This is a genomic window from Corynebacterium sp. TAE3-ERU16, from assembly GCF_019209935.1.
In the GTDB taxonomy this organism is placed as follows: Bacteria; Actinomycetota; Actinomycetes; order Mycobacteriales; family Mycobacteriaceae; genus Corynebacterium; species Corynebacterium antarcticum.
The window spans coordinates 97,807-120,341 of sequence record NZ_JAHUTN010000008.1; the positions used below are offsets into that span (position 1 = coordinate 97,807).

A 22,535-nucleotide genomic window follows, 5' to 3' on the forward strand; every position below is an offset into this window, starting at 1 on the left:
CATCTAGCGTCGCACCTCCTGGCGCAGTCCCGGCGCAGGTGGTCCCGCCGGAGCGGTGGTCCTGAGCGCCGGGCGTCGGGCGGTGTCGGAGATACGGAGCAGCAGTGCCACGAGAATGTAGTTGGCCATCAGCGAGGAACCACCGTGGGAGATGAATGGTGTGGTGAGCCCGGTCATCGGCATCAGTGCGGAGATGCCCGCCGTGACGACGAAGACCTGGATGGCGAGGGTGAGGGAGAGACCCGCGGCGACGAGTTTGCCGTAGGAGTCCCGGACGAGAAGGGCGGTACGCATACCGCGGATGATCAGGACGGCGAAGAGAATGAGGAGCGCGGTGAGCCCCACCAGCCCGAGCTCCTCGCCGATGGCGGCGAGGATGAAGTCGGTGTGGGCTACCGGAACCTCGTCCGGGTAACCCTCACCCAGCCCGGTTCCCGTGATACCGCCCCAGCTCATCCCGAACAGGGCCTGGGAGAGCTGGTAGCCGGTGCCGTCGTAGTTCGCCAGCGGGTCGATGAAGTTCTGGACCCGGGACTGGATCTTCGTCGAGATCGTGTAGACACCGTAACCGCCGACGGCGACCAGCAGGCCGCCGATCAGCAGCCAGGAGGTCCGCCCCGTGGCGAGATAGAGCATGCCGAGAACCGTACTGAACAGCAGGAGGGCCGGACCGAAGTCGTTCTCCCCGGCCATGATCACGAGCGCGATTGCCCACACGAGCAGAATCGGCCCGAGATCCCGGAGGCGGGGGAAGTCCAGCCCGAGGATCCGGGCACCGGCGACGTTGAGTCGGGCCCGCTTGTTCACCAGCAGCTGCGCGAAGAAAAGCAACAGCAGGATCTTGGAGAACTCGCCGGGCTGCACGGAGAAGGGTCCGATGGAGATCCAGATCTTCGCTTCGCTTCCGGCGGATCCCGGCCACACCATCGGCAGCGCAAGGAGGATCAGCCCGAGGCCACCCAACAGGTAGGAGTAGCGGGTGAACACGCGGTGGTTCCGGATCACCAGCAGCACCGCGGTCATCACTGTGAGGGCGACCATCGTCCACTGGAGCTGACCCGATGCGAGGTAGACCTCGGTGACGCCGCCGTCCCGCTGCGGGATGAGCAGTGGGTCGAGCCGGTGGATCATGAGGATCCCCAGACCGTTGAGCAGCGCCACCACCGGCAGCATCACGCAGTCGGCGTAGGGGATGAGCCAGCAGAGCACCAGGTGCACGACGAGGAACACCACCGCGAACTGGGCGACCGGGATCAGGGCGGTCGCCGGGTCGTCTCCCTGTGCGACCGCAAGGGACGCACGGGCGACGAGGATCACGAGAGCGGCGAGCAGTATCAGCCAGCGTTCCGTCCGCCGCATCTTAAGTCTCTCGACGACACCCACTAGGAGGTCACCTCCCGACAGTTGATGCCCGGCGTACTCAGATCGCCGGGACTGCGGCGGGGGGCCACCGATGGTTCGGTCGAGGGTTCGGCACCGTCGGTTTCCCCGTCGGCCCCATTCTCCTCGGCGGGTGTGCTCGGGTCACCGTCGTCGGGGGAGTTCTTCGCGGCATCGGAGTCCGCATCTTCCCCCGATTCCCGCGTCACGCACACCGGCAGAGTGTCATCCCCGAGACGTCGGAGCTGCTGCAGGACCTCGTCATAGGAACCCGAGGGAAGTGAGGTCACCGAGTCGCGCCGTGCCTCCGGGAGATCATCCAGACGGAACGGGCTGCAGCCGTCGCCGGCCGTGGTGCCGACGACGGTGACGTTCCCGCCGGTGTCGAGACAGACGACCTGGTAGGTGCTGTGGAGGGGTCGGCCGAGAACGGAGAGATCGATCCCGCGCTCGATGACGATGTCCCCGTCCGTCACGTTGTCCCCGGCGCCGTCGGCGACCACGGAGACGTAGTAGGTGGAGTTCATCTGTCCCCACCCCCACCAGGAACCGCCGGCGAGAGCACCCGCCAGGACCAGTACGGGGATGATCCAGCGGAACCGGCTCCGGGAGGAACCCTTGTCCGGGGCGTGGACCGTGTCATCCACGGCGGCGCCCACGGGTTGCGGGGAAGCCTGCCCGGACGGGGAGATCTCCTGCGGCTGCCGGGCACTCATCAGCGCGGCTCTGCCGGCGGCGGTATCCGGCCGCGGGCTCTCGGGATCGACGGTGTTCAGGGCCCCGACGACCACAGGGGTGGTCGGCAGAGCCCTCGCCTCCTCCGGGGCGAGCTGTCCCGTGTCGATGATGTCCGCGACGACGACCGTGACGTTGTCCGGGCCCCCGGACCGCAGTGCGAGGTCCACCAGTCGTCGGGCGGCCTCGGTCGGGGTACCGGTGCGGAGGGCCTCCTCGATGGTGGAGTGGGTGACCGGATCGGACAGACCGTCGGAGCACAGCAGGAACCGGTCCCCGGGCCGGGTGTCGATGAATCGCAGATGGGGTTCCACCGGGCGTCCGGTGTAGGCCTTCAGGATCAGGGAGCGCTGGGGGTGTGTCGAGATGTCCTCGGGATCGAGCTTCCCCTCCTCCACGAGGGACTGGACGAAGGTGTCGTCGGTGGTGATCTGGGTCAGTTTTCCGTCCCGCAGCCGGTAGCCACGGGAATCCCCCACATGGCACAGGGCCGTCTGCTGACCGGCGAACAGGAGCGCGGTCAGCGTCGTACCCATGCCCTCGGTGTTCGGGTTGCGTCTCACCTCGTCCGCGATGGAGCGGTTCCCGTCGTCCGCGAGGGATCCGAGCAGGGCGAGCATGTCGTTGTCGCCCGGATCGGCGTCCAGGGGCCGGAGGTGGTCGATCATCAGCTGCGAGGCGATCTCGCCCGCGGCATGACCCCCCATGCCGTCCGCCAGCGCAAGCAGGTGGGGGCCGGCGTAGGCGGAATCCTCGTTGTTGCCGCGCACGAGACCACGGTCGGACGCGGTGGCGTAGTTCAGTCTCCAGGTCACGGTATGAGCCTCACGGTGGTGGTTCCCAGGTCGATGTTCGTGTCGGTGCCGACGCGTTCAGGCTGTTCGATGGGCACCCCGCCGACGAAGGTCCCGTTGCGGGACGCGAGGTCCTCGATGAACCACTCGTCCGAATGCCGGAACAGCCGGGCGTGCTGCCGCGTCGTCGAATCGTCGCCGACGACGAACGTGCAGTGGGGATCACGGCCGATGAGGATCTCATTGAGGCCCGCGAGTTCGATCCACGTACCTTCCGACGGTCCACCGACGGCCATCAGGCGGGTGGGGGGCGTGGGACGGGTGAGCGGTCGTCCGCTGACGGTGGCGCTCCCGCCCCGCCCGCCCGCTGCGACGCGGACGTCGCTGCGCAGCGCACGGAGCGCCATGAACACGAAGAACCACAGGAGTACGAGCAGCCCCATCCGCAGGGTGAGCAGCACAACTGATTCCATATCTTCTTCTCCTGGCGGGTGTTGCGACGGTGGGTGGTGGACGGTGGAGCGGTGGAGGTGCTGTCCGGTCAGCCGCCGGTGATCCGGACCTCGATGTAGGAGTGCCCCACTTTAATCACGTCCCCGTCGGCGAGGAGCCAGTTGTCGATGTCCGTGTCGTTGACGGTGGTGCCGTTGGTGGAATGCAGATCGACGAGGACAGCGTCCCGACCGTCCCACATGATTTCCGCGTGCCGTCGGGATACGCCCATGTCGGGGAGCCGGAAGTCGACATCTGTACCACGCCCGACGATGTTGGACCCTTCCTGCACGAGGTAGGTTCGGGACGAGCCGTCCTGCAGGAGAAGAGACACGAGCGGAGCGTGTTGGACGGGTGCCCCGGTGTAGATGTGTTCGGTCGGCTCCACCGCGCGGGACTGCGGCACGGGGGACACCGGTGCGGCAGGGCGGTAGTGCGGGTCAGCGGCTGGACGAGCAGGGTCCGGGACGGCTACCCCGGGGGAGTCCGTCCCGGACCGGACACCGGGAGCCCCGGTGCCGGCCGGGGATGCATCCGATGGGTGTCGATCCGGACTGTCTGAATTTTCGGCGTCCCCCACATAACCTGTTTCCTCCCGGGGATTCCGGTCGATCCGGCTGCGGCTACCCAGCTGTCCCGTCCGCAGTCCCGGATCCTGCCTCACCTGGACGGTGACCGGCCCGAGGGTGACGAAGCCCTGGTTCCGGCACCACCGACTCATACGTCCGGCCGCGTCCTGAGGGAGGTCGGGGTGGCTGGTGCGGAGATTGTCGAAGTCCTTCCGGCTGACCGAGACAAGGTAGACGTTCGGGGCCTCGATCCAGTCACCGTCGCCCCGGGTGAGATTGTCCTCGGCCTGCTGGGTCAGCAGATCATCAATCTCCCCGGGCACGACTTTTCCGCCGAACACGAAAGCGAAGCCGTTGTCCAGACCACGCTGAAGCGAGCTGTCCAGCTTCGCTATCCGGTCCATGACAGACATCGTTTCCACCTTCCTCCGTATGACTACTGTCCCCGACCGGTGGTAGACCGGTTGCCGGGACAGCGGGTGCTGGGCGACAGATCCGCGGAAGGCAACGAGGTGACATCCACCGGATGCCGTCGATGTTCCGTGCCACGCCCGGTACCTCGGGACGTGAAGAGGATCTGTCTGCGCAGCGTTTTCGCCCAGTATAGGTGCCCGGTGGGTTGGGACAGTAGGTCGACCGGTCGCCGGTGAACCTGTCCTGTCCCGGCCCCACCCGCGGAAAGTGGATCTTGAACAGGTAATTTGCCAACCGGGATTGCGCGCGTGCTATATTTCATGAAGTTGCGCAGCGACCAATACTCGGGCGAGTGGCGGAATGGCAGACGCGCTGGCTTCAGGTGCCAGTGTCCCTTTGGGACGTGGGGGTTCAAGTCCCCCTTCGCCCACCATCGGCGGTTAACGCCGACTACAGCCGCAGATCACGGATCACGTGATCTGCGGCTGTAGTCGTTTCGGGGGGACCGGTCGTTCTATTCCGGGGTGGGTTTCCACTGCCGGTCCGCATGGGTGTGGCCGCGCCGGGGGTGTCGGTGTTCGTGTCACGCGTCGTATCCGACCACACCCGCTGACTCCCGCAGGGTCCGCGTACCGGTGCAGGGGACCGACGGAAACGAACCGGATTACACTGTCGACCGGTGCTCCGCGACTGACGGACACCGTGGAGAGAGGTAGATGATGTCACCGGAATCACCCGACCGACCGGAGGTCGGGGCGCAGGAGATCAGCGTCATAGTTCCCGCCGGCCACGATGCCGAACTGCTGCGGCGATGCCTCGACGCCCTCGACCGGCAGACCCTCCCCACCCGGGAGATCATCGTCGTCACGGACCCCGAAACCCCCGGTGGGGTTTTCGGGGTCACCGCCGTCCATGACGTCATCACGGTGCCCAGCGTCCCGGGGATCCTCCCCACATGGACCGGTTTCGACGCCGCCTCCGGCCCGGTGCTCCTCCGCGTCAATCCCCGGAGCACTCCGGCCCCGGACCATCTCGCGCGCCTGGTCTCCGCCTGGGACCGTGCCTCCGCCCAGACCTCGGGCTTCACCGTCGTGGGGGTCAGCGGTCCGACCCGTCTCGAGATCCCCGGTTGGCGGGGTGAGCTGCTGAGCGGGGCCTACCGGCGGGCCCATGGAGCGTCGGTCGGCAGGATCCTCGGCCATCAGCCTTTCTACGGCATGAATTACAGTCTCCGCCGTGACTGGTGGTGTTCGGTCCGCCGTCCGGTGCGCGCGGCCGGTGCCCGGGTGTCGGAGGACGTGCACCTGAGTTTCGCGGTGCGGCCCGGTGAAACCATCTGGTACGCCCCGGAGCTGCGCGTGGCGGCGCGCCCCGGCCCCGGCCTCCCGGGAAAGATCAGGGACGGGGTCCGGACCCTGGCGGTGAACCTGCTCAGCGAGTCACCCACCACGCGCCGCAGTGACCGCAGGCCCGTGGAGGATCGGCGATGACGGCCGCCGACGGACGGAAGGCGGGCCGCCCCCGCACCGCGGTGGTCATCGGGGCCGGGGTCGCGGGTCTCGCCACCGGGGCACTGCTCGCGAGGGAAGGTCTGGCCGTGACCGTGTACGACTCGCTCGTCGAGACCGGGGGCCGGGCCGGGAGTCTCACCGTCGCGGATGGCCCCGGGTTCAGGTGGGACACGGGGCCGAGCTGGTACCTCATGCCTGACGCATTCGACCACTTCTTCCGGCTGATGGGTACCTCGACGGAGGACGAACTCGATCTCGTGACACTGGACCCCGCCTACCGGATCTATCCTGAGGCGCGCGAGCCCCTCGACGTCCCTGCGGGACGGGCGGAGGCGGTCGAGATGTTCGAACGGATCGAGCCGGGTGCCGGGGCCGCGCTGGACAGGTACCTCGAATCCGCCGCGGACGCCTACCGGATCGCCGTCGACAGGTTCCTGTACACGACATTCAGCGGGGTCAGGGATTTCACCGCGAGGGAGGTCCGCAGTCGTCTCGGACTGCTCGCCACCCTGTTGACCACCTCCCTCGGTGCATTCGCGTCCCGGTACGTCCGGGACACCCGGCTCCGGCAGATTCTCACCTATCCATCGGTGTTCCTGGCTTCCCGGCCGGACTCGACGCCGGCGCTCTACCACCTGATGAGCCACACGGATCTGGACCAGGGGGTCCGGTACCCGATGGGAGGATTCGCGGCGGTCGTCGAGGCGTTGGACCGGGTGGCACGGCGGGCCGGGGTGGACATCGTCACCGGGACACGGGTTCTGGAGATCACGACGACCGGCGCCCGTCGGAGCCCCGGGCCAGTTCTCCTCGGTCGGTTCCGACGACCGGTGGCCGCGGTAACCGGCGTGCGGGTACGGCGCGCGGACGGCACGGTCGAGCAGGTGACAGCGGATGTCGTCGTCAGCTGCGCCGATCTCCACCACACCGAGAACGCGCTGCTCCCCACGGAGCTTCGCAGCTACCCGGAGAAATGGTGGGGAACCCGCGACCCGGGTCCCGGTACCGTGCTGCTCATGCTCGGCGTCCGGGGGGAGCTCCCGGAGTTGGCGCACCACACGTTGCTTTTCTCCCGCGACTGGGACGCCGACTTCGACGCGGTCTTCGAGGGTGTTCTCCCTGCGGGCGGACTTCCGGCATCCCGGTCGATATACATATCGAAGCCCTCGGCGACCGACCCCGGTGTCGCACCGGACGGCCACGAGAACCTGTTCGTGCTGGTTCCGGTTCCCGCGGATCCCCAGCTCGGGCACGGGGACGCCTACCGGTCCCGGGCGGCCACGCTCGTCGATGGCATCGCGGATGCAGCCATCGACCAGATCAGCCGGTGGACCGGGATCGACGACCTCGCGGAACGGATCGTCGTCCGGAGGACCCTCGGACCCGGTGATTTCTCCGAGCGCTACAACTCCTGGCGGGGAAGCGCCCTGGGGCCGGCGCACACGCTGCGTCAGTCGGCTTTCCTGCGGGGGAGCAACGCCAGTGCACTCGTTGAGGGGCTCTACTACGCCGGGGCGACGACCCTGCCCGGGGTCGGTGTGCCGATGTGCCTCATCTCCGCGGAGAACGTGGTCAAGCGACTCCGGGGAGACCGCTCCTCGACCCCGCTGCCGGAGTGATCACGGGACCTACACTGACGGTATGAAGCTTTCCGCACTGTTCACCGATCTCGCCCACCGGCCCGCTGAAGCGGCGGCTGCACTGCCTGCCCTGGCACCTGCCGTGTTGAACGGTCACCCCGGCGGCCACCCGAACTCGCCGGCGTGGTTGCTCTGGCACGCGGCCCGCCAGATGGACGTGCAGCTCGCGCAGCTCACCGGCGACACCGAGGTGTGGGCCGGCGGGTGGCGCGACCGGTTGAACCTCGGCCCGGCCGGTGACGGCATGGGGTACGGAGACAGTCCCGAGGCCGCGGCCCGGATGAGGTCCGACGATCAGGAGGGGCTCACCGGGTATCTCGCCGCCGTGTGTGCCGCCGCCGCGAGGTACGCCGGGAGCCTGCGGGACGGGCAGTGGGAGGAGATCATCGACGATTCCTATGATCCGCCCGTCACCCGGGCCACCCGGCTCGTCAGCATCATCGACGACGCCGCCCAGCACGTCGGCCAGGCGGCCTACGTCGCCGGTATGTCATCGCTCTGAACCAGGGGGAACACCACATCGGTGATCCGGGCCTCCGGATCCGGGTCCTGCGCCGGGGAGACCCGGTAGATGTTCATCATCGGCCGGGCCTCCAGGCCGTGTTCGACCAGATAGGCACCGATCTGTGTGGTGACCGTGCCCGTCCGTTCGTACGGCCCGTGGAGTGTGGCCGTGACGACGCCACACCCGGGAAGTGCACGGTGCGTCACCGGTTCCTCCGGTTCGCACGGTCCCGACACCTGCACGAAGATCTCCACGTCGGTCTGTGATTCGCGGAATTCGGCGTCGTGGTAGAAGGCCCCGGCGACACCTCCCGGGAGCAAAGGTACCGCGCTCCCGGCCGTCAGCTCGCGGAGCCTTTCCCACAGCTGATGTTCGTGGTTGTAGTCGGGGAGCACCTGGCGCAGGCCGATGACGTCCATGGCCGGGAACACGGTCCGGGTGACCGGAACCGGGTCGGCGACCATCCGCAGTCGAGGGCGTCGAGTGCGAGCAACTGCGCCTCTGCTGCCGCGATGCCCCCGAGGATCGCACGGCGGCGTTCCCGGCTCAGAGCGGTGAGCGTAGCGGTGTTCCTCCGGGAGTCGAGGACCGTGTGGATGTCGCGGACCGGGAAACCCGCATCGCGCAACCGGGTGACGGGCAGCGCCTCCGGGATCTGGTCTGAGGAGTGGAACCGGTATCCGGTGGCGGGATCTGTCGCCGCCGGGATGAGGACGCCGTGTGTCCCGTAGTGCCGGAGCATCCGCACACTGATACCGGTGAGCTGGGAGAAGACACCAATTCTGAGGCCTTGTCCGTTATCCATGACTCCAGCCAACAACCTGACACCGTGGCGTGGTCAATGACGGAGATGGAACATCTCGTGGCGGGCATGGTTCGATCATCGAAGGACGGGCCGTGAGCGATCCCGGCCGGAACGACCGGCAGATACCGTAGGGGGGTTTCCCGCCGATTCACATGCCGACGGTGTCGAATGGCGTGGGGAGTGACACCGTGGGGACCGGGAACCACCGGCATGGTTTGTTTGGGGCCGGAACGGTGGGTGATGGTCCTCACTGCGACAGGGTTCCAACCGAAACCGGGGAGGGAAAAGAAGGGAGAATTCGAACCCCATCAATTTGAATTGGCGGGAACTAATTTCCCCGGAGGGGCTGGCGATATCCCGCAAATCGTATAGATTGAGGTGCATGAACGAGCTAACGTCGCCCTCCCTGTGGCGCATCCGGAATTCCCTGCGCACTTCCCTTGTCTTCTCCATGGTGGTCGCCGTCACGGCTGTACTCATGGTTACGGTCGCCGCACCCGCATCCGCCGCGGGTAACCGGGACTGGTTGCGCCCCGGTTGTGACTGGGATGAGTCGGGTCACTGGGTACAGAAGTGCTGGGTTCCCTCGCCATCGAATGGCAGGGATATGCCCGTGCTGATCCAGCCGTCGTCCCGGGGTGGCGACGGGGGGTTGTACCTGCTCGACGGGCTGGAAGCTCCCCGGGACAGTAACTTCTGGTCACGGACGGATGTCATGAACCAGTTCCTGGACGACAACATCACGATCGTGATGCCCGGTGGGGGCCGGGGTCAGTTCTACGCTGACTGGGCGCAGGCGGGCCAGCCGCTGTCCTCCGGCTTCCCCGAGGAGATCGGTCAGATCCCGCCGTTGCAGTGGGCCCAATGGGAGACGTTCCTCACGGGTGAGCTGCCAGGCTGGCTGCAGCAGCACTTCGGGGTGAATCCGCACCGCAACTCGGTGGCGGGTATTTCGATGGGTGCGTTGCCCACCCTCACGCTCGCGGCGCGCCACAACGACCAGTTCAAGCAGGCGATCGCGCTGTCCGGCTTCATCGACCCCGCTGCGACAACTCATCTGCCGATGATCGCAGCGGTGGGCGTCGCCGGTTCCTCCTTCGGTGGCGGGCAGGTCTGGGAATTGTTCGGCACCTCCCCCAATTTCAGTTCCAACATGAACAAACTCGATCCGGTGGCCAACGTTCAGGGGCTCCGCAACGTTGACACCATCGTCTATTCGGGCAACGGGGTGAAGAACCCGGCGGATGACTACCCGATTGCGCCGGCTGTGCCGCTGGCTGTTCTCGGCGAGGTCCTGATCAACATTTCGACGATCAGCTTCGTGACCAAGGCCCGGGAGCAGGGCATCAATGTTGATCACCAGCAGGGCATGGGAATCCATACGTGGTCGCCGTGGGTGCGTCAGATGCAGTACAACCACGACAGGATTCTGGGCGTCATCGGTTAGGAAGATCGTATTCAGTCCCCGGGAATAGTATTCCCATCCATTGGAAAAGGTGATTCTACGCGGTAGGTGCATTTACCCGAATGTGTTAGAATATGTGCGTAATTTCCCCGCAGAGAGTTATGGGCACAGCACGGTGATATTCGGGTGAATTACAGGGAATCCGGATATCGCAGTCGAACCCACACATTCTTCCGGATCGTTCCCGCGGTGGATCTGCCGGTTGCGTGGAGTGCCGCGGAGAATTCGCTCCGTGTTCCGCCGACTTTCAGACAACAGAGCTCACTATAATGGGAGTACCTTTTGCGATCTTCCCGCCTCGCCCTCCACGCTCTCGCCGTGCTCTCCAGTGCTGCGCTGGCGCTCACGGTGACGCCGACCATCGCCCAGGGCCTGCCCGGGTCCTCCGCCGGCGGCGACGTCGGCACGCTCAACAAGGCTGTCACCTCCTCATGGAGCCATGTCGACGCCAGAGCACCGGAAGGGGGAGCGGAGGTCCTCGTCTTCGGCGATTCCCACACCGGAGGCATCAACGGACGGGTGTCCACCGATGAACGTGGATGCATGCACTCGGACCAGGGTTGGCCCAGAAAGCTCCGGGACTCCCTGGGGATGGTCGACGGTCAGTTCATCGACGCCTCCTGCTGGGGCGCGATACTCGACCGTGGACCGGGAACCACCCTCGCCGACCAGGTCCGCTACGCGGAGAGTCTCGGGGGACTCGGGCCCGCGACCTCGGATATCTTCATCCAACTCGGGTACAACGAAGCATGGTCCCACGCCGGTCTCCCGATGCTGCCCTCCGCCGCCAACTGCATCATCGCACCGGATTTCCGCTGCACCGATGCCGCTGTACGACAGGGGTTCATCACCGATCCGAATGCCGTCAACACGGACGAGTACTCGGCCCGGATCGAGCCCGTGATCACATATCTGCGTTACTACGCACCCAACAGCAGGATCCACCTCGTCGGCTACACGGAGACGGTCCCGGAGAACCAGGACACCGTCTGCATTCGGATCGGTAGGACCAATGTCCAACGCCCCGGAACGCAGAATCTCGCCGCGATCTTCCACAACCTGCGCTCGGCTCAACGCGGTGCCGCGGACAGGCTCGGGCTGAACTTCATCGACCTCACGGCCATCACCGCAGGGCACGACAGCTGCTCGGCGGACCCGTGGCTCACCGGTATCTTCGATGGATCAGACAATCACGGTATCGGTCTGTGGCACCCGACTCCCCACGGAAACTGGGTCACCGCCGAGTCCGCACGCCATGCGATGGGCCGGTGACCGCGGGTGACTTCGACGAATGAGGTGAGTGAATCCCGGCATCTCGTGACGCCGACCGTGCACAGGAGACCCAACCTCCCGAGTCTCACCGGCGCAAGGTGGTGGGCTGCCGCCGCGGTATTCGTTCTGCATGCTCTGGTGTTTCTCCCCGTTTATCCGTTTCAGACCGGTGAGCTGTTCGCCACGATTCACCGATATGTCCCGATGCAGCTCGGCAGCGCAGGAGTCACCTTCTTCTTCATCCTCTCGGGATTCCTGATCTACTGGTCGAACAGTGGTGTCCGGGGGCTCGGCAAGATCCTCTACTACTGCCGCAGACGCATCACCAAGATCTATCCCATGCACCTGTTGAGCATGGTTCTCTTCATCGCAGCGTCCGCCTCGATCACCGGCGCCGGGGTGAGTCTCGCCATGGACCTCTCCCGGCTCGAGCTCTGGCTTCCCAACGCCCTGCTCATCCACACGTGGAATCCCGACTGGGCCGTTCTCGGCGGTATGAACGTACCCAGCTGGTCACTCGGCGCGGAGATGCTCTTCTACCTGTCCTTCCCGGTCCTCGTACCGTTGGTCAACAGGGTTACCGGACGAGGGAACTGGGTGGCGTTCGGCGCCTTGTTCCTGATGTCCCTGTCCGCGATCTTCATCATCCATCTCTACGCGGGCGGCTCCAAGTCCACCGAGAACTTCTTCGTCCCCAGGCTCTGGCCGGACACGGGTGTCTCTCCCGTCGCTGACGTTCACGCCGATCCGGTGTGGTTCGCGCAAACCGCCATTCCTGTGGATCACACCTACTGGCTCTCCTACTATTTTCCGTTGACGCGTCTCGTTGAGTTCTACCTCGGTGTGTTCGCCGCGAAACTGGTGTGGGAGAAGCAGTTCACCAACGTCTCCATAGCCTGGCCGCTCGGCCTGCTCGCCCTGTCCTACGCGGCGACGTGGTTCGTACCGGTCGCCTTCAAGATGAGTGTCGTGATGTCCCTGCCCATGACGATCGTTGTCGCCACTCTCGCGGTACGGGACATGAAGGGTGTGGCCAAGGGCATCGGAGGGCCCCGAATGGTCCTGCTCGGGAACATCTCCTTCGCGTTCTACATGGTGCAGTTCCCCGTGATGGTGTTCATCCAGCGTTACTTCATCGCCGGCACGGCCCACGGATTCCGGGGTTGGATCGTCGCGGCCATCGCGAGTTTCGTACTCTCATTCGTCCTCGCGTGGCTCATGTTCACCTTCGTCGATGACCCACTCATGAAGGCGACCGCAGGAACGCGGAAGAACAGGAGACCCCGCAGCACAATCCCCACCGACCGGACGAACGTGTTGTGGAGGGACCTCATGGTGCTTCTCGGCAAGGCCCCCGATCCGAGGAAAACGAATGACCGAGCCTGACGAGATCATGTCGTCGACCACATGAAATACGAATTTTCCCGAAAACAACATGAGAACCTGGAGTCACCAGATGAATATCCGCCGTTTACCCACCCTCGCCGCCGCCCTGTGCATGGGCACCCTGCTCGCCTCCACCGCTGCACCGGCCAGTGCCATCGGGTCTTCCGGTCCCGATATCGGAACCTGGAACCGGGTGACCACATCCTCACAGAATCGTCCGGACGTCAGAGCGCCGGAGGGCGGCGCGAAGGTCCTCGTGTTCGGTGACTCGCACACCGGCGGTGTAACCCTCCCGATGTACGCGGATACGCGGGGCTGCCTGCATTCAACCCGGAGCTGGCCCGCGCAGCTCGGGGAGACGATGGGTGTCGCCGCCAATGATGTCATCGACGCCTCCTGCTACGGTGCCTCCCTCGCCGCTGAGGGTCAGACTCTCGCCGATCAGGTCCGCTACGCCGAGGCGCTCGGAGGTCTCGGCCACCGGACCACGGACATCCTCATCCAGCTCGGTAGCAACGATGACTGGTCCCTTCCGGGACTGACCATGTTCACCTCGCAGAAGAACTGCGCGGCGGATCTCCTCGGTAGCTGTGGGCAGAGGGGAATCGATCGTGGACGGTTCATCAATCCGTCCGCCGTGACGGCGGATTCCTACGTCGCCCGAGTGAAGCCGGTCATCGACTACCTCCGCTACTACGCGCCGGAAGCCAAGATCCAGTTGGTGAGTTACGTCCGCTTCGCTCCGGAGAACGGCCGTGACATGTGTCTCAAGGTCGGTCCGTTGAACAGCGTCATCCCGGAGAGCTGGCCGCTCGCCGACTCCTACCGAAATCTGGTTGTGGCACAACGTGAGGCAGCGCGACAGCTCAACCTCGGTTTCGTGGATGTGGATGCGGCGACCGCCGGACACGGCAGCTGTTCCGGTGACTCGTGGGTGACCGGAATGCTCGATGGATCGGACCATTACCGCAATCTTCTCATGTGGCATCCGACGGAAACCGCGAACTGGGTCACCGCCGATCAGGTGAAGCGTAATCTCAAGAGCTGACCGCTCTCCCGGTGTGCACGAACTGATCGATCAATTCCCCCGACACTTCAAGGAACGTCATGAAACACTCTCACCGCATTCTCGTCTCCGGTACCATTCTGGCGCTGACCCTCGGTCTGACCGCCTGCAACGACGACTCGGGCAAGGACGAATCGGAGACCACCACATCCACCAGCCCCTCCAGCTCCACGACCTCCACGACGCAGAAGAGCACGAAGTCGTCGACGACGGCGCCTGCGCCTGAGACATCCACCGAGGAAGAGCCCGCTCCAGTTCCTGCGCCGCCCGAGAAGCCCGCGGAGGCACCCGCCGCGGAGGCTCCGGCTCCGGCCCCTGCGCCCGCTCCTGCTCCGGCTCCGGCCCCGGCACCCGCTCCTGCTCCGGCCCCGGCCCCTGCACCCGCGCCCGCACCCGCGCCCGCGCCCGCTCCGGCCCCGGCGCCCGCTCCTGCACCGCCAGAGCTGCCGGGTGGCGGCGACGGTCGCCCCGGTTACTGACCGTCTCGGGTCATACCTCATGGTCTCCGGCCGCTTCCCGTGTAGGGGAGTGGCCGATTCCGTGGTTCTCTCCACCCGCTGTCCGACACCCGCCGGACAGCGGGTGCTCTTTCTCACCGACGTGACCGATTCGGCGACCCAGGATCGGCTTGAGGGAGCTTTCCGGATAGCTCGGTGCGGCCCGGTGAGGGCTCGAGGAACATCAGGACGGACACGAGAACCGTGACGGACCCGGGACCGGTGCGTCGCCGATTACGGGGAAGCGGCCGGACACACCGCGATCGTCATCTGGCTCGGTTGTTTCCGGCCCGCCTGAACCTCAACGTATCTCCTCGTAGCGTGCCAGCGCGTCCCGGCGCTCCTCCGCGTGATCGACGAGCGGCGCCGGATACTCCGACGGTAGATTCCGTATCGCGTGGATGTCACCGGCCGGAACGCCCCGCAACTCCGGGACCCAGCGGGTGATGTAGCGGGCGTCGGGATCGAACTTCTTCCCCTGGGTCATCGGGTTGAACACCCGGAAGTAGGGGGAGGCGTCCGTACCCGTGCCGGCGCACCACTGCCACGAGTGCTGGTTGCTTGCCACGTCGAAATCGACCAGATGCCTGCGGAAGTGTTCCGCTCCCGCCTGCCACGGCAGGTGGAGATCCTTCGTGAGGAAACTGGCCACCAGCATCCGCACCCGGTTGTGCATCCAGCCCGTCGCCGCGAGCTGACGCATCCCGGCGTCCACGATCGGGAAGCCCGTCCGGCCCCGGGCCCACAGGTCGAACTCCGCACCGGACTCGTTCCACCGGAAACCGGCGAACCGGGGGTTCACGTCACTGCGCGCCGTCTCCGGGCGGTGGTGGAGGAAATCGGCGTAGAACTCGCGGAACGCCAGTTCCCGGGCGAACGCCTCCTTGTCATCCTCCGGCGCATCCGCGGTCGCCAGTGTGGCCAGCAGGCTCCGCGGGTGCAGGGCACCGACGGACAGCCAGCCCGAGATCCGCGACGTACCGTCGATCGCCGGGATGTCCCGGTTCTCCGCGTATCCTTCCAGCCGGTCCCGCAGGAACCCACACCAGTCCCGCCACGCCCGGGTGACCGGCAACCCGTCCTCACCCGGGATGCCACCCACGGGATCATCGGCACCGTAGTCGCACCACGCCCGGTGGAACGGCGTGAATACCTTGTAGTGCCCGCCCTGCCCCGTGCGCAGGATCCCCGGATCGACGGCGTACGCGGATCCGGCGGCCTCCATCACGCCGGGGCCGAGGGCGTCCGAGACCGCCCGGTCACGGGCCAGACCCGACGGCGTGAAGTCGGCGCTCACCCACACCTTCCCCGGGTTCAGCCCCGGAATCACCTCGCGCGGATCGCCGTCGAACACCTCCACCGTGCGGTGCGCACGGACCTCATCCAACGCGGCGTCGACGAGCGCCTGCTGGAACCCGTTCGCCGCAGGCTCCCGCACCACGACGACCCGCGCATCGGGACCGCCCGCCGTCAGGGCCGGATGATCGTGCAGGCGGAGATCCCGGCGCAGCCAGACGATCCGGTCAGCGCAGGACACGCTTACCCCAGCGCAGAGCCGTCGACATCACGTCCGAGAACAACTCCCGGTCGACACCGGGCGGACCCGACACCGGCATGAGGTGCTGCGTCGCGACGGTGCGGGTCTCCGTGTACTTCGTCAACCCCACCGCCCCGTGGCGGCGCCCCAGTCCCGAGGCCCGCCAACCACCCATCGGGGCGGCCACCGAACCCCATGCCGCGGCGAAACCCTCGTTCACGTTCACGGTGCCCGCGTGCACCCGCGACGCGATCCGGCGACCCGTCGAGGGTTTCGCCCAAACACTGGCATTCAGCCCGTAGGTGGTCTCGTTGGCCCGCTCCACCGCCTCGTCGACGCTGGCGACCGTCTCCAGGAACACCACCGGGCCGAACACCTCCCCGTCATACAGCTCCGCGTCCGGCGGCACATCCGTCAACACCGTCGGTGCGTAGAACGTCGGCCCCAGGTCCGGCAGCGGATGGCCGCCGGCCAGGATCCGCGCGCCCCTCGACACCGCGTCATCGACCATCGACCGCACCCGCTCCAGGTGCCCCGCGGAGATCAGACAACCCATGTCGACGTCCCAGCCCGGACCAGCCCCGACCGTCATCGCCGACACCTCCGCCAGGAACCGGGCGGTGAAGTCACCGGCGACCTCCTCGTGCACGTAGATCCGCTCCACGGAGATGCACAACTGGCCCGTGTTCGCGAAGCAGGCCTGCCGCGCGCCTCGCGCCGCGCGCGCCAGATCGGCGTCCGGGGCGACGATCAACGGATTCTTGCCACCCAACTCCGCCGAATAGCCGATCAACCGTTCCCCGGCCTTCGCACCAAGGATCCGGCCCGTCGCCGTGGACCCCGTGAACATCAGGTAGTCACACTCGTCGGCGATCGCCCCGCCGACCTCCTCACCGGGGCCGGGCAGCACCTGGAACAGCTCCGCCGGCAGACCCGCGGCGGACAGCAGCTCCGCCGCCTTCAGCGCCGTCAACGGTGTCGCCGAATCCGGTTTCAGCACCACCGCGTTGCCCGCCAAAAGAGCGGGTACCGCGTCGGAGACGGCCATCGACAGCGGATAGTTCCACGGGGAGATCACCCCGACCACGCCGACCGGTGCCCGCTCCACGACGGTGCGCGTCAACACCGGTAACGCCCCCTTGACCCGCTCCGGCGCGAGCAGCCCGGCCGCCGCGAATGCGTAGTGCCGCGCCGTCACCGCCACATCGAGCACCTCATCGAACGCACTGGCCCGGTTCTTGCCCGTCTCCGCCTGAATCAGATCGAGCAGCTCGTCCCGGTGCGACAGCACGAGATCATGGAACCGCAGCATGATCGACTTCCGCTCCGACACCGGCGTCGTCGCCCACACGGGCTGAGCCCGCCTCGCCACGGCGAACGCGGAACGGACATCCGCTCGCGTGTGGCCCGTCACCCGCCCCACCGTCCGACCGTCCGCCGGACAGGTGATCGTGATGGCAGCTGCAGTTGTGGAGGAATCAGTCATACACTCCAACCTATGGGAAACATCTTCATCTCGGGCGGCGCCCGGGGAATTGGAGCAGCCGTCGCCGGCCGCTTCCTCCGCGAGGGCTGGACCGTCGGCGTCTACGACATCTCCCTCGACGGCCCCGACATCAGCGAGGAACAGGGCGGCACGATGATCAGCGGCCACCTCGACGTCACAGATCCGGGCAGCTGGGACGCCGCACTCGCCGAATTCACCGCCCACACCGGAGGACGACTCGACGTGCTCGACAACAACGCCGGCATCATCGCCGACGGGCACCTCGCCGGGATGGACCCCGGACACATCGCCGCACAGATCAACGTCAACTGCCTCGGCGTCACCCTAGGTGCCCGTGCCGCCCACCCCCATCTCGCGGCGACACCCGGATCGCATCTCGTGAATATGGCCTCCGCCTCCGCTATCTACGGGCAACCCGACATCAGCGTCTACTCCGCCACCAAGTTCTACGTCGCCGGTCTCACCGAGGCACTGAACCTCGAATGGCACGACGACGGCATCCGCGTCGTCGACCTGTGGCCCCTCTGGGCCAAAACCAGCCTCGCTGACGTCGACGCCGGATCCGTCCGCCGCCTCGGCGTCAACATCACACCCGAGGCCGTCGCCGACATTCTCTGGGACGCCGTGCACCCCACCAACCGTCTCACCCGGGCGAAGGTTCACTACGACGTGTCCACCACCGACCGCATCATGCACACCGCCCGCGAACTCACCCCGCACTGGATGGGGAAGATCGTCACCAGGCTGGTCGCCGGTTGACCAGCTTCACCCCGGACATCGCCCGCATCCACGCCTCCGCACTCCGCTCCATCTCCCGCGTCGTCCGGGAAACCGCACGACCCACGCCGCCGGATGACGCACTGACCGCCACCGCCGATGCACTACGTCGTGGCGGGGCCCTCGTGCTCACCGGCGCCGGGGTGTCCACCGACTCCGGGATCCCCGACTACCGCGGACCGGCAGGGTCCCTCACCCGCGGACGCCCGATGACCTACCAGGAGTTCCGCCACGATCCCGTGGCACTCCACCGCTACTGGGCCCGCAGCTTCATCGGCTGGCGGCACATGGCCGGTGCGGAGCCGAACCGCACCCACCACACCCTCGTCGAACTCGAACGCGCCGGTCTGATCACCGGGATCGTCACCCAGAACGTCGACGGTCTCCACACCGCCGCCGGATCCCGCACCGTCATCGGACTGCACGGTGATCTCTCCGTCGTCGTCTGCCTCCGCTGCGGCACCCGCGAACCGCGCCCCGACCTCGACCGCCGTCTCGCCGCGGCGAATCCGGGATACCTCGAGTGTGCCCGGGCCGTGGGCACGGGGGACGTCCGCCCCGACGGCGACATCGACCTCACACCGGACATCGTCACCCGTTTCCGGCTCGTCGGCTGCATCCACTGCGGTTCGAGACTCCTCAAACCCGATGTCGTCTACTTCGGTGAACCCGTCCCGACAGACCGGCGTGCCACCGTCAACAGGCTCCTCCACAACTCGCGTGCCCTCGTCGTCATGGGCAGTTCACTAGCCGTCATGAGCGGATACCGCATCGCGCTCGACGCCGGCCGCGCCGGGCTTCCCCTCATCGTCATCAACGGTGGACCGGGGCGCGCCGACACCCGCGCCGACATCCTGTGGCGCACGAGCGTCTCCGACGCCTCCGACCTGATCCTCGACGCCCTGGAGCTGTGATGCGTATCCTGTCCCACTGCATCCTCACAGCGGCTCTGGTCCGGGCGTTCCTGCCCGGGAACCCGACCACCACCTGGCCCGTCATCGCCCACCTCACGGCATTTCCGGTCGTGATCGGCGCGGGGCTGGGCCTCATCGGTGCCGTCGGTGTGCCCCGGCGGCGGTTCCGGGTGCTGCCCGTCGCGGGCACGGTACTCGTCATAGCCGGTGCGGGGAGTTTCCTGCCCGCCCAGCGGCCCACCGTCAGTGATGCGGGAGCCGACGGGGAAGGGGAACCCGTCGTGCTCGAGTGGAACACCGGCGGTTCCGTCACCACGGAGAACCTCGCCGCCCTCATCCGGGACGTCCACCCCGACATCGCGGTTCTCCCCGAGTATTCCGGTGAGGTTCCTGCCGGCTACCGGTCCTTCGTCAGCGGAGGGACACCCGTCACGGTTCTCACCGCAGACGGGCTCGGGGACTACCGGACCACAGAGGTCCCCGGGTCCTCCCGTGTCACATTCGGCACCATTCACGTTTCGTCCGGGCACCCCGGGACAGGGAAACCGGATGTCATCGGTCTCCACACCGCGCCTCCACTGCCTGGTCTCATGGACCGGTGGCGCGGTGATCTGGGAGCCGTCGCCGCTCTCGCCGCGGCGAACCCCGGCGCCCTGATCATCGGTGATCTCAACGCCGTGCTCCGGCACGGTGACCTGGCGCGGATCGACACGCACACGGATGCGGTGGCCGCCGCACCGATCTTCGGTGGGGGAACATGGCCGACCTCCCTCCCCGGATGGGCACGTTCACCCATCGACCACATCCTCATCCCCGACGGATGGAGTGTCGTCGACGGTGGCGTCCACATCATCGGATCCGGGCAATCCGATCACGCTCCCGTCGTCGTACGTGTACGGCGGAGACAGGAATCGTTCCCGTAACCGTCGGGGGATGTGCGGACCGGCGCCGGGGTGGAACCGGTGAACCTTCGGGACAAAGCCCGATGCGGGGGCGCGGCCGGTTCCCGGGCGGACCGCGTCGGCAGGTGTCATCCCACTCATCCGTGGACCGGCTGATGGTGGCGGGGCCGTCGGTGTGGCGGTTTTGCTGAGTTCCAGTCGAACGAGGAATCCCCGGGGAAGTTTGTTCCGCCCTGTCACGGGACTCCGGTCCATGATTCCGGTGCGTGCGCTCTCCGTGGTCGGGCCCGGCGGACCGACGGGATCGGGATGTTGTGGTGCCGGACACCGATCTCCCGACGGATCGGTGGGTGGTTGACGGGGATTCGCTGAGTGAAATTAACCTGGATGAGCGAAACAGTGAGAAAAAACTGATAAAAAAATGAGGGGTTATCAGTATAAAAATACAGAAGATTTGTGGAAAGTTTGCCTGATTATCCTTATCATGAAAAACGTATCCAGCGGTCGCAGATGTACCAACGCTACTTCTGGCCGCGATAATGGGTGCAATTCTGTATCTTCCGACGTTGCTGTTGGACGGAATCGGATGTTTTCCGCTTTCATCGTTCCGGTTGGTGGCCGCCGACAAAACTGTGCCTGAGAGCATGGCCGGAGAACAGCGCGCATGGTCCATTCACCGAATGGGTCCGATCGGTTCGGAGGTTTCCCCTGGATGAGCTGTTCCGGGGGCAGACATTTATCGAGAACTACCGAGATTGATGGAGGACAACATGAGCCAGGAAACAACGAACATCAACCAGGGTGAGGTTGCGGTATTCGACTCGCTGGAGGCGGCGACCGAAGCGGTCAGGAAGCTCGGTGAAGCTGGATTCCCCATCGAACATGTTTCCGTGATCACCCAGAACCTGGAGAGCACGACTGAGGTTCACGGATTCATCAACGGCAAGGATGTCGCCAAGTCCGACGCCAAGTTCGGCGCCTGGTTCGGCGGTATCTTCGGCCTTCTGTCCGGGTCGGCTCTCCTTCTGGTTCCGGGTGTCGGGCCTGTCGTGGTCGCCGGTTCCCTCGCGGCGGCGCTCGCCGGTGGTGTCGAAGGTGCGGCCGCCTTCAGCGCACTGGGTGGTGTGGTTGGTGCGGTCACCGGTCATTTCGTGGCCAAGAAGCATCTGCCGAAGCTCACCGAGCACCTGACGGCGGGTCGTTTCCTGCTGGTCGCACAGAGTGCCGATGAGGCCGACCTGGAACGCGCCCGTGAGATCCTCGGCGCCGACAACCTGGTGGAGACCTCCTAGGATTCTCCTTCTGCGGCACGAGGTCGGCGGGTCCCGGGAGTGGTACGACCACCCCGGGGCCCGCCCCGTCTCAGCCCACCGCCGGTCCACCCGTGACGTGGGCACGCCGGAACCACAGGGTGATGATTCCCGCGACGAGAACCCCGGCGATGTTGATCAGGAGCTGGAGTAGTGCTTCCCCGGACCGGCTCCAGTCACCGTTGACTGCGGCCAGTGCACAGAAACCGGCCGCCGGTACCGTCGTGATGGAGATGAACACCCCGACAAGTGCGGTGGACTTCCGGGAGGTCAGGGCGAGCATTCCGGCCATTCCCGCCAGGAGTGCCACGATGAGCGAATAGGGGCCGACCTGATAGACGAAGGAGACACTCCCCAGGTCGTCCAGTGAATCCCCGGGGAGAATTCCGGCGCTCCGGGCGAGGAGCGCGGCTAATCCGGTTGCGGCGATCCCCACCGGGAATCCCACGGTGATAGCTGATGCGGCCTCGACCGCCAGTCTCCGACGTTGTCCCACCACCGCAACCGCGAGACCCGCGAGAGGCCCGAAATCCGGGCTCACCACCATCGCCCCGACGATGAGAACCGCTGAATGCGTTATCACGCCTATCGCCGCCAACAGGCACGCGATGACGAGGAATATGAGGAACTCGGGATTGAGTTCACTTCCCTCGTCGGTCTGTTCAATCAGTTCGTCCCACACGAGAGGGTCCGCACCTGAGTGTGCCGCGACATCTTCACAGGCCGCGTCGACCGTCCGCGACACCACGAGATCGATGTCACGGAAACTGATCTCACCCGACTCATCGACACCGAGTTCCGTCAGATCGTCCACCAGGGGCTGGATGAGTCCCCGGGGAATGACCGCCTCGATGACGTCCCCGGGCGGTGAGAGCGCGGCGTCGCGGCTCCGGATCAGATGGGTGACACCGCGAACGTCGCTGAGCAGATCAACCACGGGGGCGCTCTGCGCCCGGGTGCAGATGACCCTCAGTACCGTGACGTCACCGCTCGATTTCATGGGATCCCACCATCCGACTCATGGTGGTGACTATACCCAGGGCCGTGGGCCGCGACA

At 66.2% G+C, this 22,535-nt stretch carries 21 protein-coding genes and 1 tRNA gene; 13 read left to right on the forward strand and 9 right to left on the reverse strand.

Annotation, left to right across the window (positions count from 1 at the left end; translation table 11 throughout):
* Nucleotides 1-3: 3 nt before the first annotated feature.
* From KRX55_RS09260 to KRX55_RS09275, 4 genes are all read right to left on the reverse strand, one after another.
* Nucleotides 4-1,383, reverse strand: coding sequence for an FtsW/RodA/SpoVE family cell cycle protein (locus KRX55_RS09260; protein ID WP_218407452.1), 1,380 nt, complete (start codon nt 1,381-1,383; stop codon nt 4-6).
* A complete protein-coding gene (locus KRX55_RS09265; protein WP_218407453.1) occupies nt 1,383-2,930 on the reverse strand; it encodes a PP2C family protein-serine/threonine phosphatase in 1,548 nt (515 codons plus the stop codon). The genes KRX55_RS09260 and KRX55_RS09265 overlap by 1 nt, the downstream gene beginning before the upstream one ends.
* Nucleotides 2,927-3,382, reverse strand: coding sequence for an FHA domain-containing protein FhaB/FipA (locus tag KRX55_RS09270; RefSeq protein ID WP_218407454.1), 456 nt, complete (start codon nt 3,380-3,382; stop codon nt 2,927-2,929). Before KRX55_RS09270 ends, KRX55_RS09265 begins: the two co-directional genes overlap by 4 nt.
* 68 nt (nt 3,383-3,450) lie before the next feature.
* Nucleotides 3,451-4,383, reverse strand: coding sequence for a DUF3662 and FHA domain-containing protein (locus KRX55_RS09275; protein ID WP_218407455.1), 933 nt, complete (start codon nt 4,381-4,383; stop codon nt 3,451-3,453).
* A 347-nt stretch (nt 4,384-4,730) separates the two neighbouring features.
* Here KRX55_RS09275 and KRX55_RS09280 point away from each other — a divergent pair.
* From KRX55_RS09280 to KRX55_RS09295, 4 genes are all read left to right on the forward strand, one after another.
* Nucleotides 4,731-4,817: transfer RNA gene (locus KRX55_RS09280), tRNA-Leu, on the forward strand.
* Between the two features lie 283 nt (nt 4,818-5,100).
* Complete coding sequence (locus KRX55_RS09285) at nt 5,101-5,874, forward strand: glycosyltransferase family 2 protein (RefSeq protein ID WP_218407456.1); 774 nt, start codon at nt 5,101-5,103, stop codon at nt 5,872-5,874.
* Nucleotides 5,871-7,514, forward strand: coding sequence for a phytoene desaturase family protein (gene crtI, locus KRX55_RS09290; RefSeq protein ID WP_218407457.1), 1,644 nt, complete (start codon nt 5,871-5,873; stop codon nt 7,512-7,514). Before KRX55_RS09285 ends, crtI begins: the two co-directional genes overlap by 4 nt.
* Before the next feature lie 22 nt (nt 7,515-7,536).
* Nucleotides 7,537-8,037 (forward strand): DinB family protein, encoded by a 501-nt coding sequence (locus KRX55_RS09295; protein WP_218407458.1) that lies wholly within the window; start codon nt 7,537-7,539, stop codon nt 8,035-8,037.
* Here the strand turns inward: KRX55_RS09295 and KRX55_RS09300 are convergent.
* Nucleotides 8,010-8,459: a GyrI-like domain-containing protein gene (locus tag KRX55_RS09300; RefSeq protein WP_255567738.1), complete on the reverse strand. Its 450-nt coding sequence runs from the start codon at nt 8,457-8,459 to the stop codon at nt 8,010-8,012. The two genes, KRX55_RS09295 and KRX55_RS09300, sit on opposite strands and share 28 nt — an antisense overlap.
* Complete coding sequence (locus KRX55_RS11880; RefSeq protein ID WP_255567725.1) at nt 8,381-8,845, reverse strand: MerR family DNA-binding transcriptional regulator; 465 nt, start codon at nt 8,843-8,845, stop codon at nt 8,381-8,383. Before KRX55_RS11880 ends, KRX55_RS09300 begins: the two co-directional genes overlap by 79 nt.
* A gap of 382 nt (nt 8,846-9,227) precedes the next feature.
* On the opposite strand from KRX55_RS11880, the gene KRX55_RS09305 reads away from it, so the two are divergent.
* From KRX55_RS09305 to KRX55_RS09325, 5 genes are all read left to right on the forward strand, one after another.
* Nucleotides 9,228-10,292 (forward strand): alpha/beta hydrolase, encoded by a 1,065-nt coding sequence (locus tag KRX55_RS09305; RefSeq protein ID WP_218407460.1) that lies wholly within the window; start codon nt 9,228-9,230, stop codon nt 10,290-10,292.
* 300 nt (nt 10,293-10,592) lie between these two features.
* Nucleotides 10,593-11,582 (forward strand): SGNH/GDSL hydrolase family protein, encoded by a 990-nt coding sequence (locus tag KRX55_RS09310; protein WP_218407461.1) that lies wholly within the window; start codon nt 10,593-10,595, stop codon nt 11,580-11,582.
* A 6-nt stretch (nt 11,583-11,588) separates the two neighbouring features.
* Entirely contained in the window at nt 11,589-12,968 is a 1,380-nt protein-coding gene (locus KRX55_RS09315; protein WP_370625810.1) for an acyltransferase family protein, read from the forward strand.
* Between the two features lie 70 nt (nt 12,969-13,038).
* Entirely contained in the window at nt 13,039-14,016 is a 978-nt protein-coding gene (locus tag KRX55_RS09320) for an SGNH/GDSL hydrolase family protein (protein ID WP_218407462.1), read from the forward strand.
* A gap of 59 nt (nt 14,017-14,075) precedes the next feature.
* Nucleotides 14,076-14,513: a hypothetical protein gene (locus KRX55_RS09325; protein WP_218407463.1), complete on the forward strand. Its 438-nt coding sequence runs from the start codon at nt 14,076-14,078 to the stop codon at nt 14,511-14,513.
* 319 nt (nt 14,514-14,832) lie between these two features.
* On the opposite strand, the gene KRX55_RS09330 is transcribed toward KRX55_RS09325, so the two are convergent.
* Both KRX55_RS09330 and KRX55_RS09335 read right to left on the reverse strand, forming a co-directional pair.
* Complete coding sequence (locus tag KRX55_RS09330; protein ID WP_218407464.1) at nt 14,833-16,068, reverse strand: cryptochrome/photolyase family protein; 1,236 nt, start codon at nt 16,066-16,068, stop codon at nt 14,833-14,835.
* A complete protein-coding gene (locus KRX55_RS09335) occupies nt 16,055-17,554 on the reverse strand; it encodes a succinic semialdehyde dehydrogenase (protein WP_218407465.1) in 1,500 nt (499 codons plus the stop codon). Before KRX55_RS09335 ends, KRX55_RS09330 begins: the two co-directional genes overlap by 14 nt.
* Before the next feature lie 12 nt (nt 17,555-17,566).
* On the opposite strand from KRX55_RS09335, the gene KRX55_RS09340 reads away from it, so the two are divergent.
* The 4 genes from KRX55_RS09340 to KRX55_RS09355 all read left to right on the forward strand — a co-directional run bounded on the left by KRX55_RS09340 (nt 17,567) and on the right by KRX55_RS09355 (nt 21,460).
* Nucleotides 17,567-18,334, forward strand: coding sequence for an SDR family oxidoreductase (locus KRX55_RS09340; protein ID WP_218407466.1), 768 nt, complete (start codon nt 17,567-17,569; stop codon nt 18,332-18,334).
* A complete protein-coding gene (locus KRX55_RS09345; protein WP_255567726.1) occupies nt 18,331-19,266 on the forward strand; it encodes a Sir2 family NAD-dependent protein deacetylase in 936 nt (311 codons plus the stop codon). The genes KRX55_RS09340 and KRX55_RS09345 overlap by 4 nt, the downstream gene beginning before the upstream one ends.
* Nucleotides 19,266-20,189, forward strand: a complete 924-nt coding sequence (locus tag KRX55_RS09350; protein WP_218407467.1) for an endonuclease/exonuclease/phosphatase family protein — start codon at nt 19,266-19,268, stop codon at nt 20,187-20,189. The genes KRX55_RS09345 and KRX55_RS09350 overlap by 1 nt, the downstream gene beginning before the upstream one ends.
* Before the next feature lie 749 nt (nt 20,190-20,938).
* Nucleotides 20,939-21,460 carry a general stress protein gene (locus tag KRX55_RS09355; protein WP_198738811.1) on the forward strand — a complete coding sequence of 174 codons (522 nt, stop codon included), beginning with the start codon at nt 20,939-20,941 and terminating at the stop codon, nt 21,458-21,460.
* A 70-nt stretch (nt 21,461-21,530) separates the two neighbouring features.
* On the opposite strand, the gene KRX55_RS09360 is transcribed toward KRX55_RS09355, so the two are convergent.
* Nucleotides 21,531-22,478, reverse strand: a complete 948-nt coding sequence (locus KRX55_RS09360) for a DUF389 domain-containing protein (protein ID WP_218407468.1) — start codon at nt 22,476-22,478, stop codon at nt 21,531-21,533.
* Between the last annotated feature and the right edge of the window lie 57 nt (nt 22,479-22,535).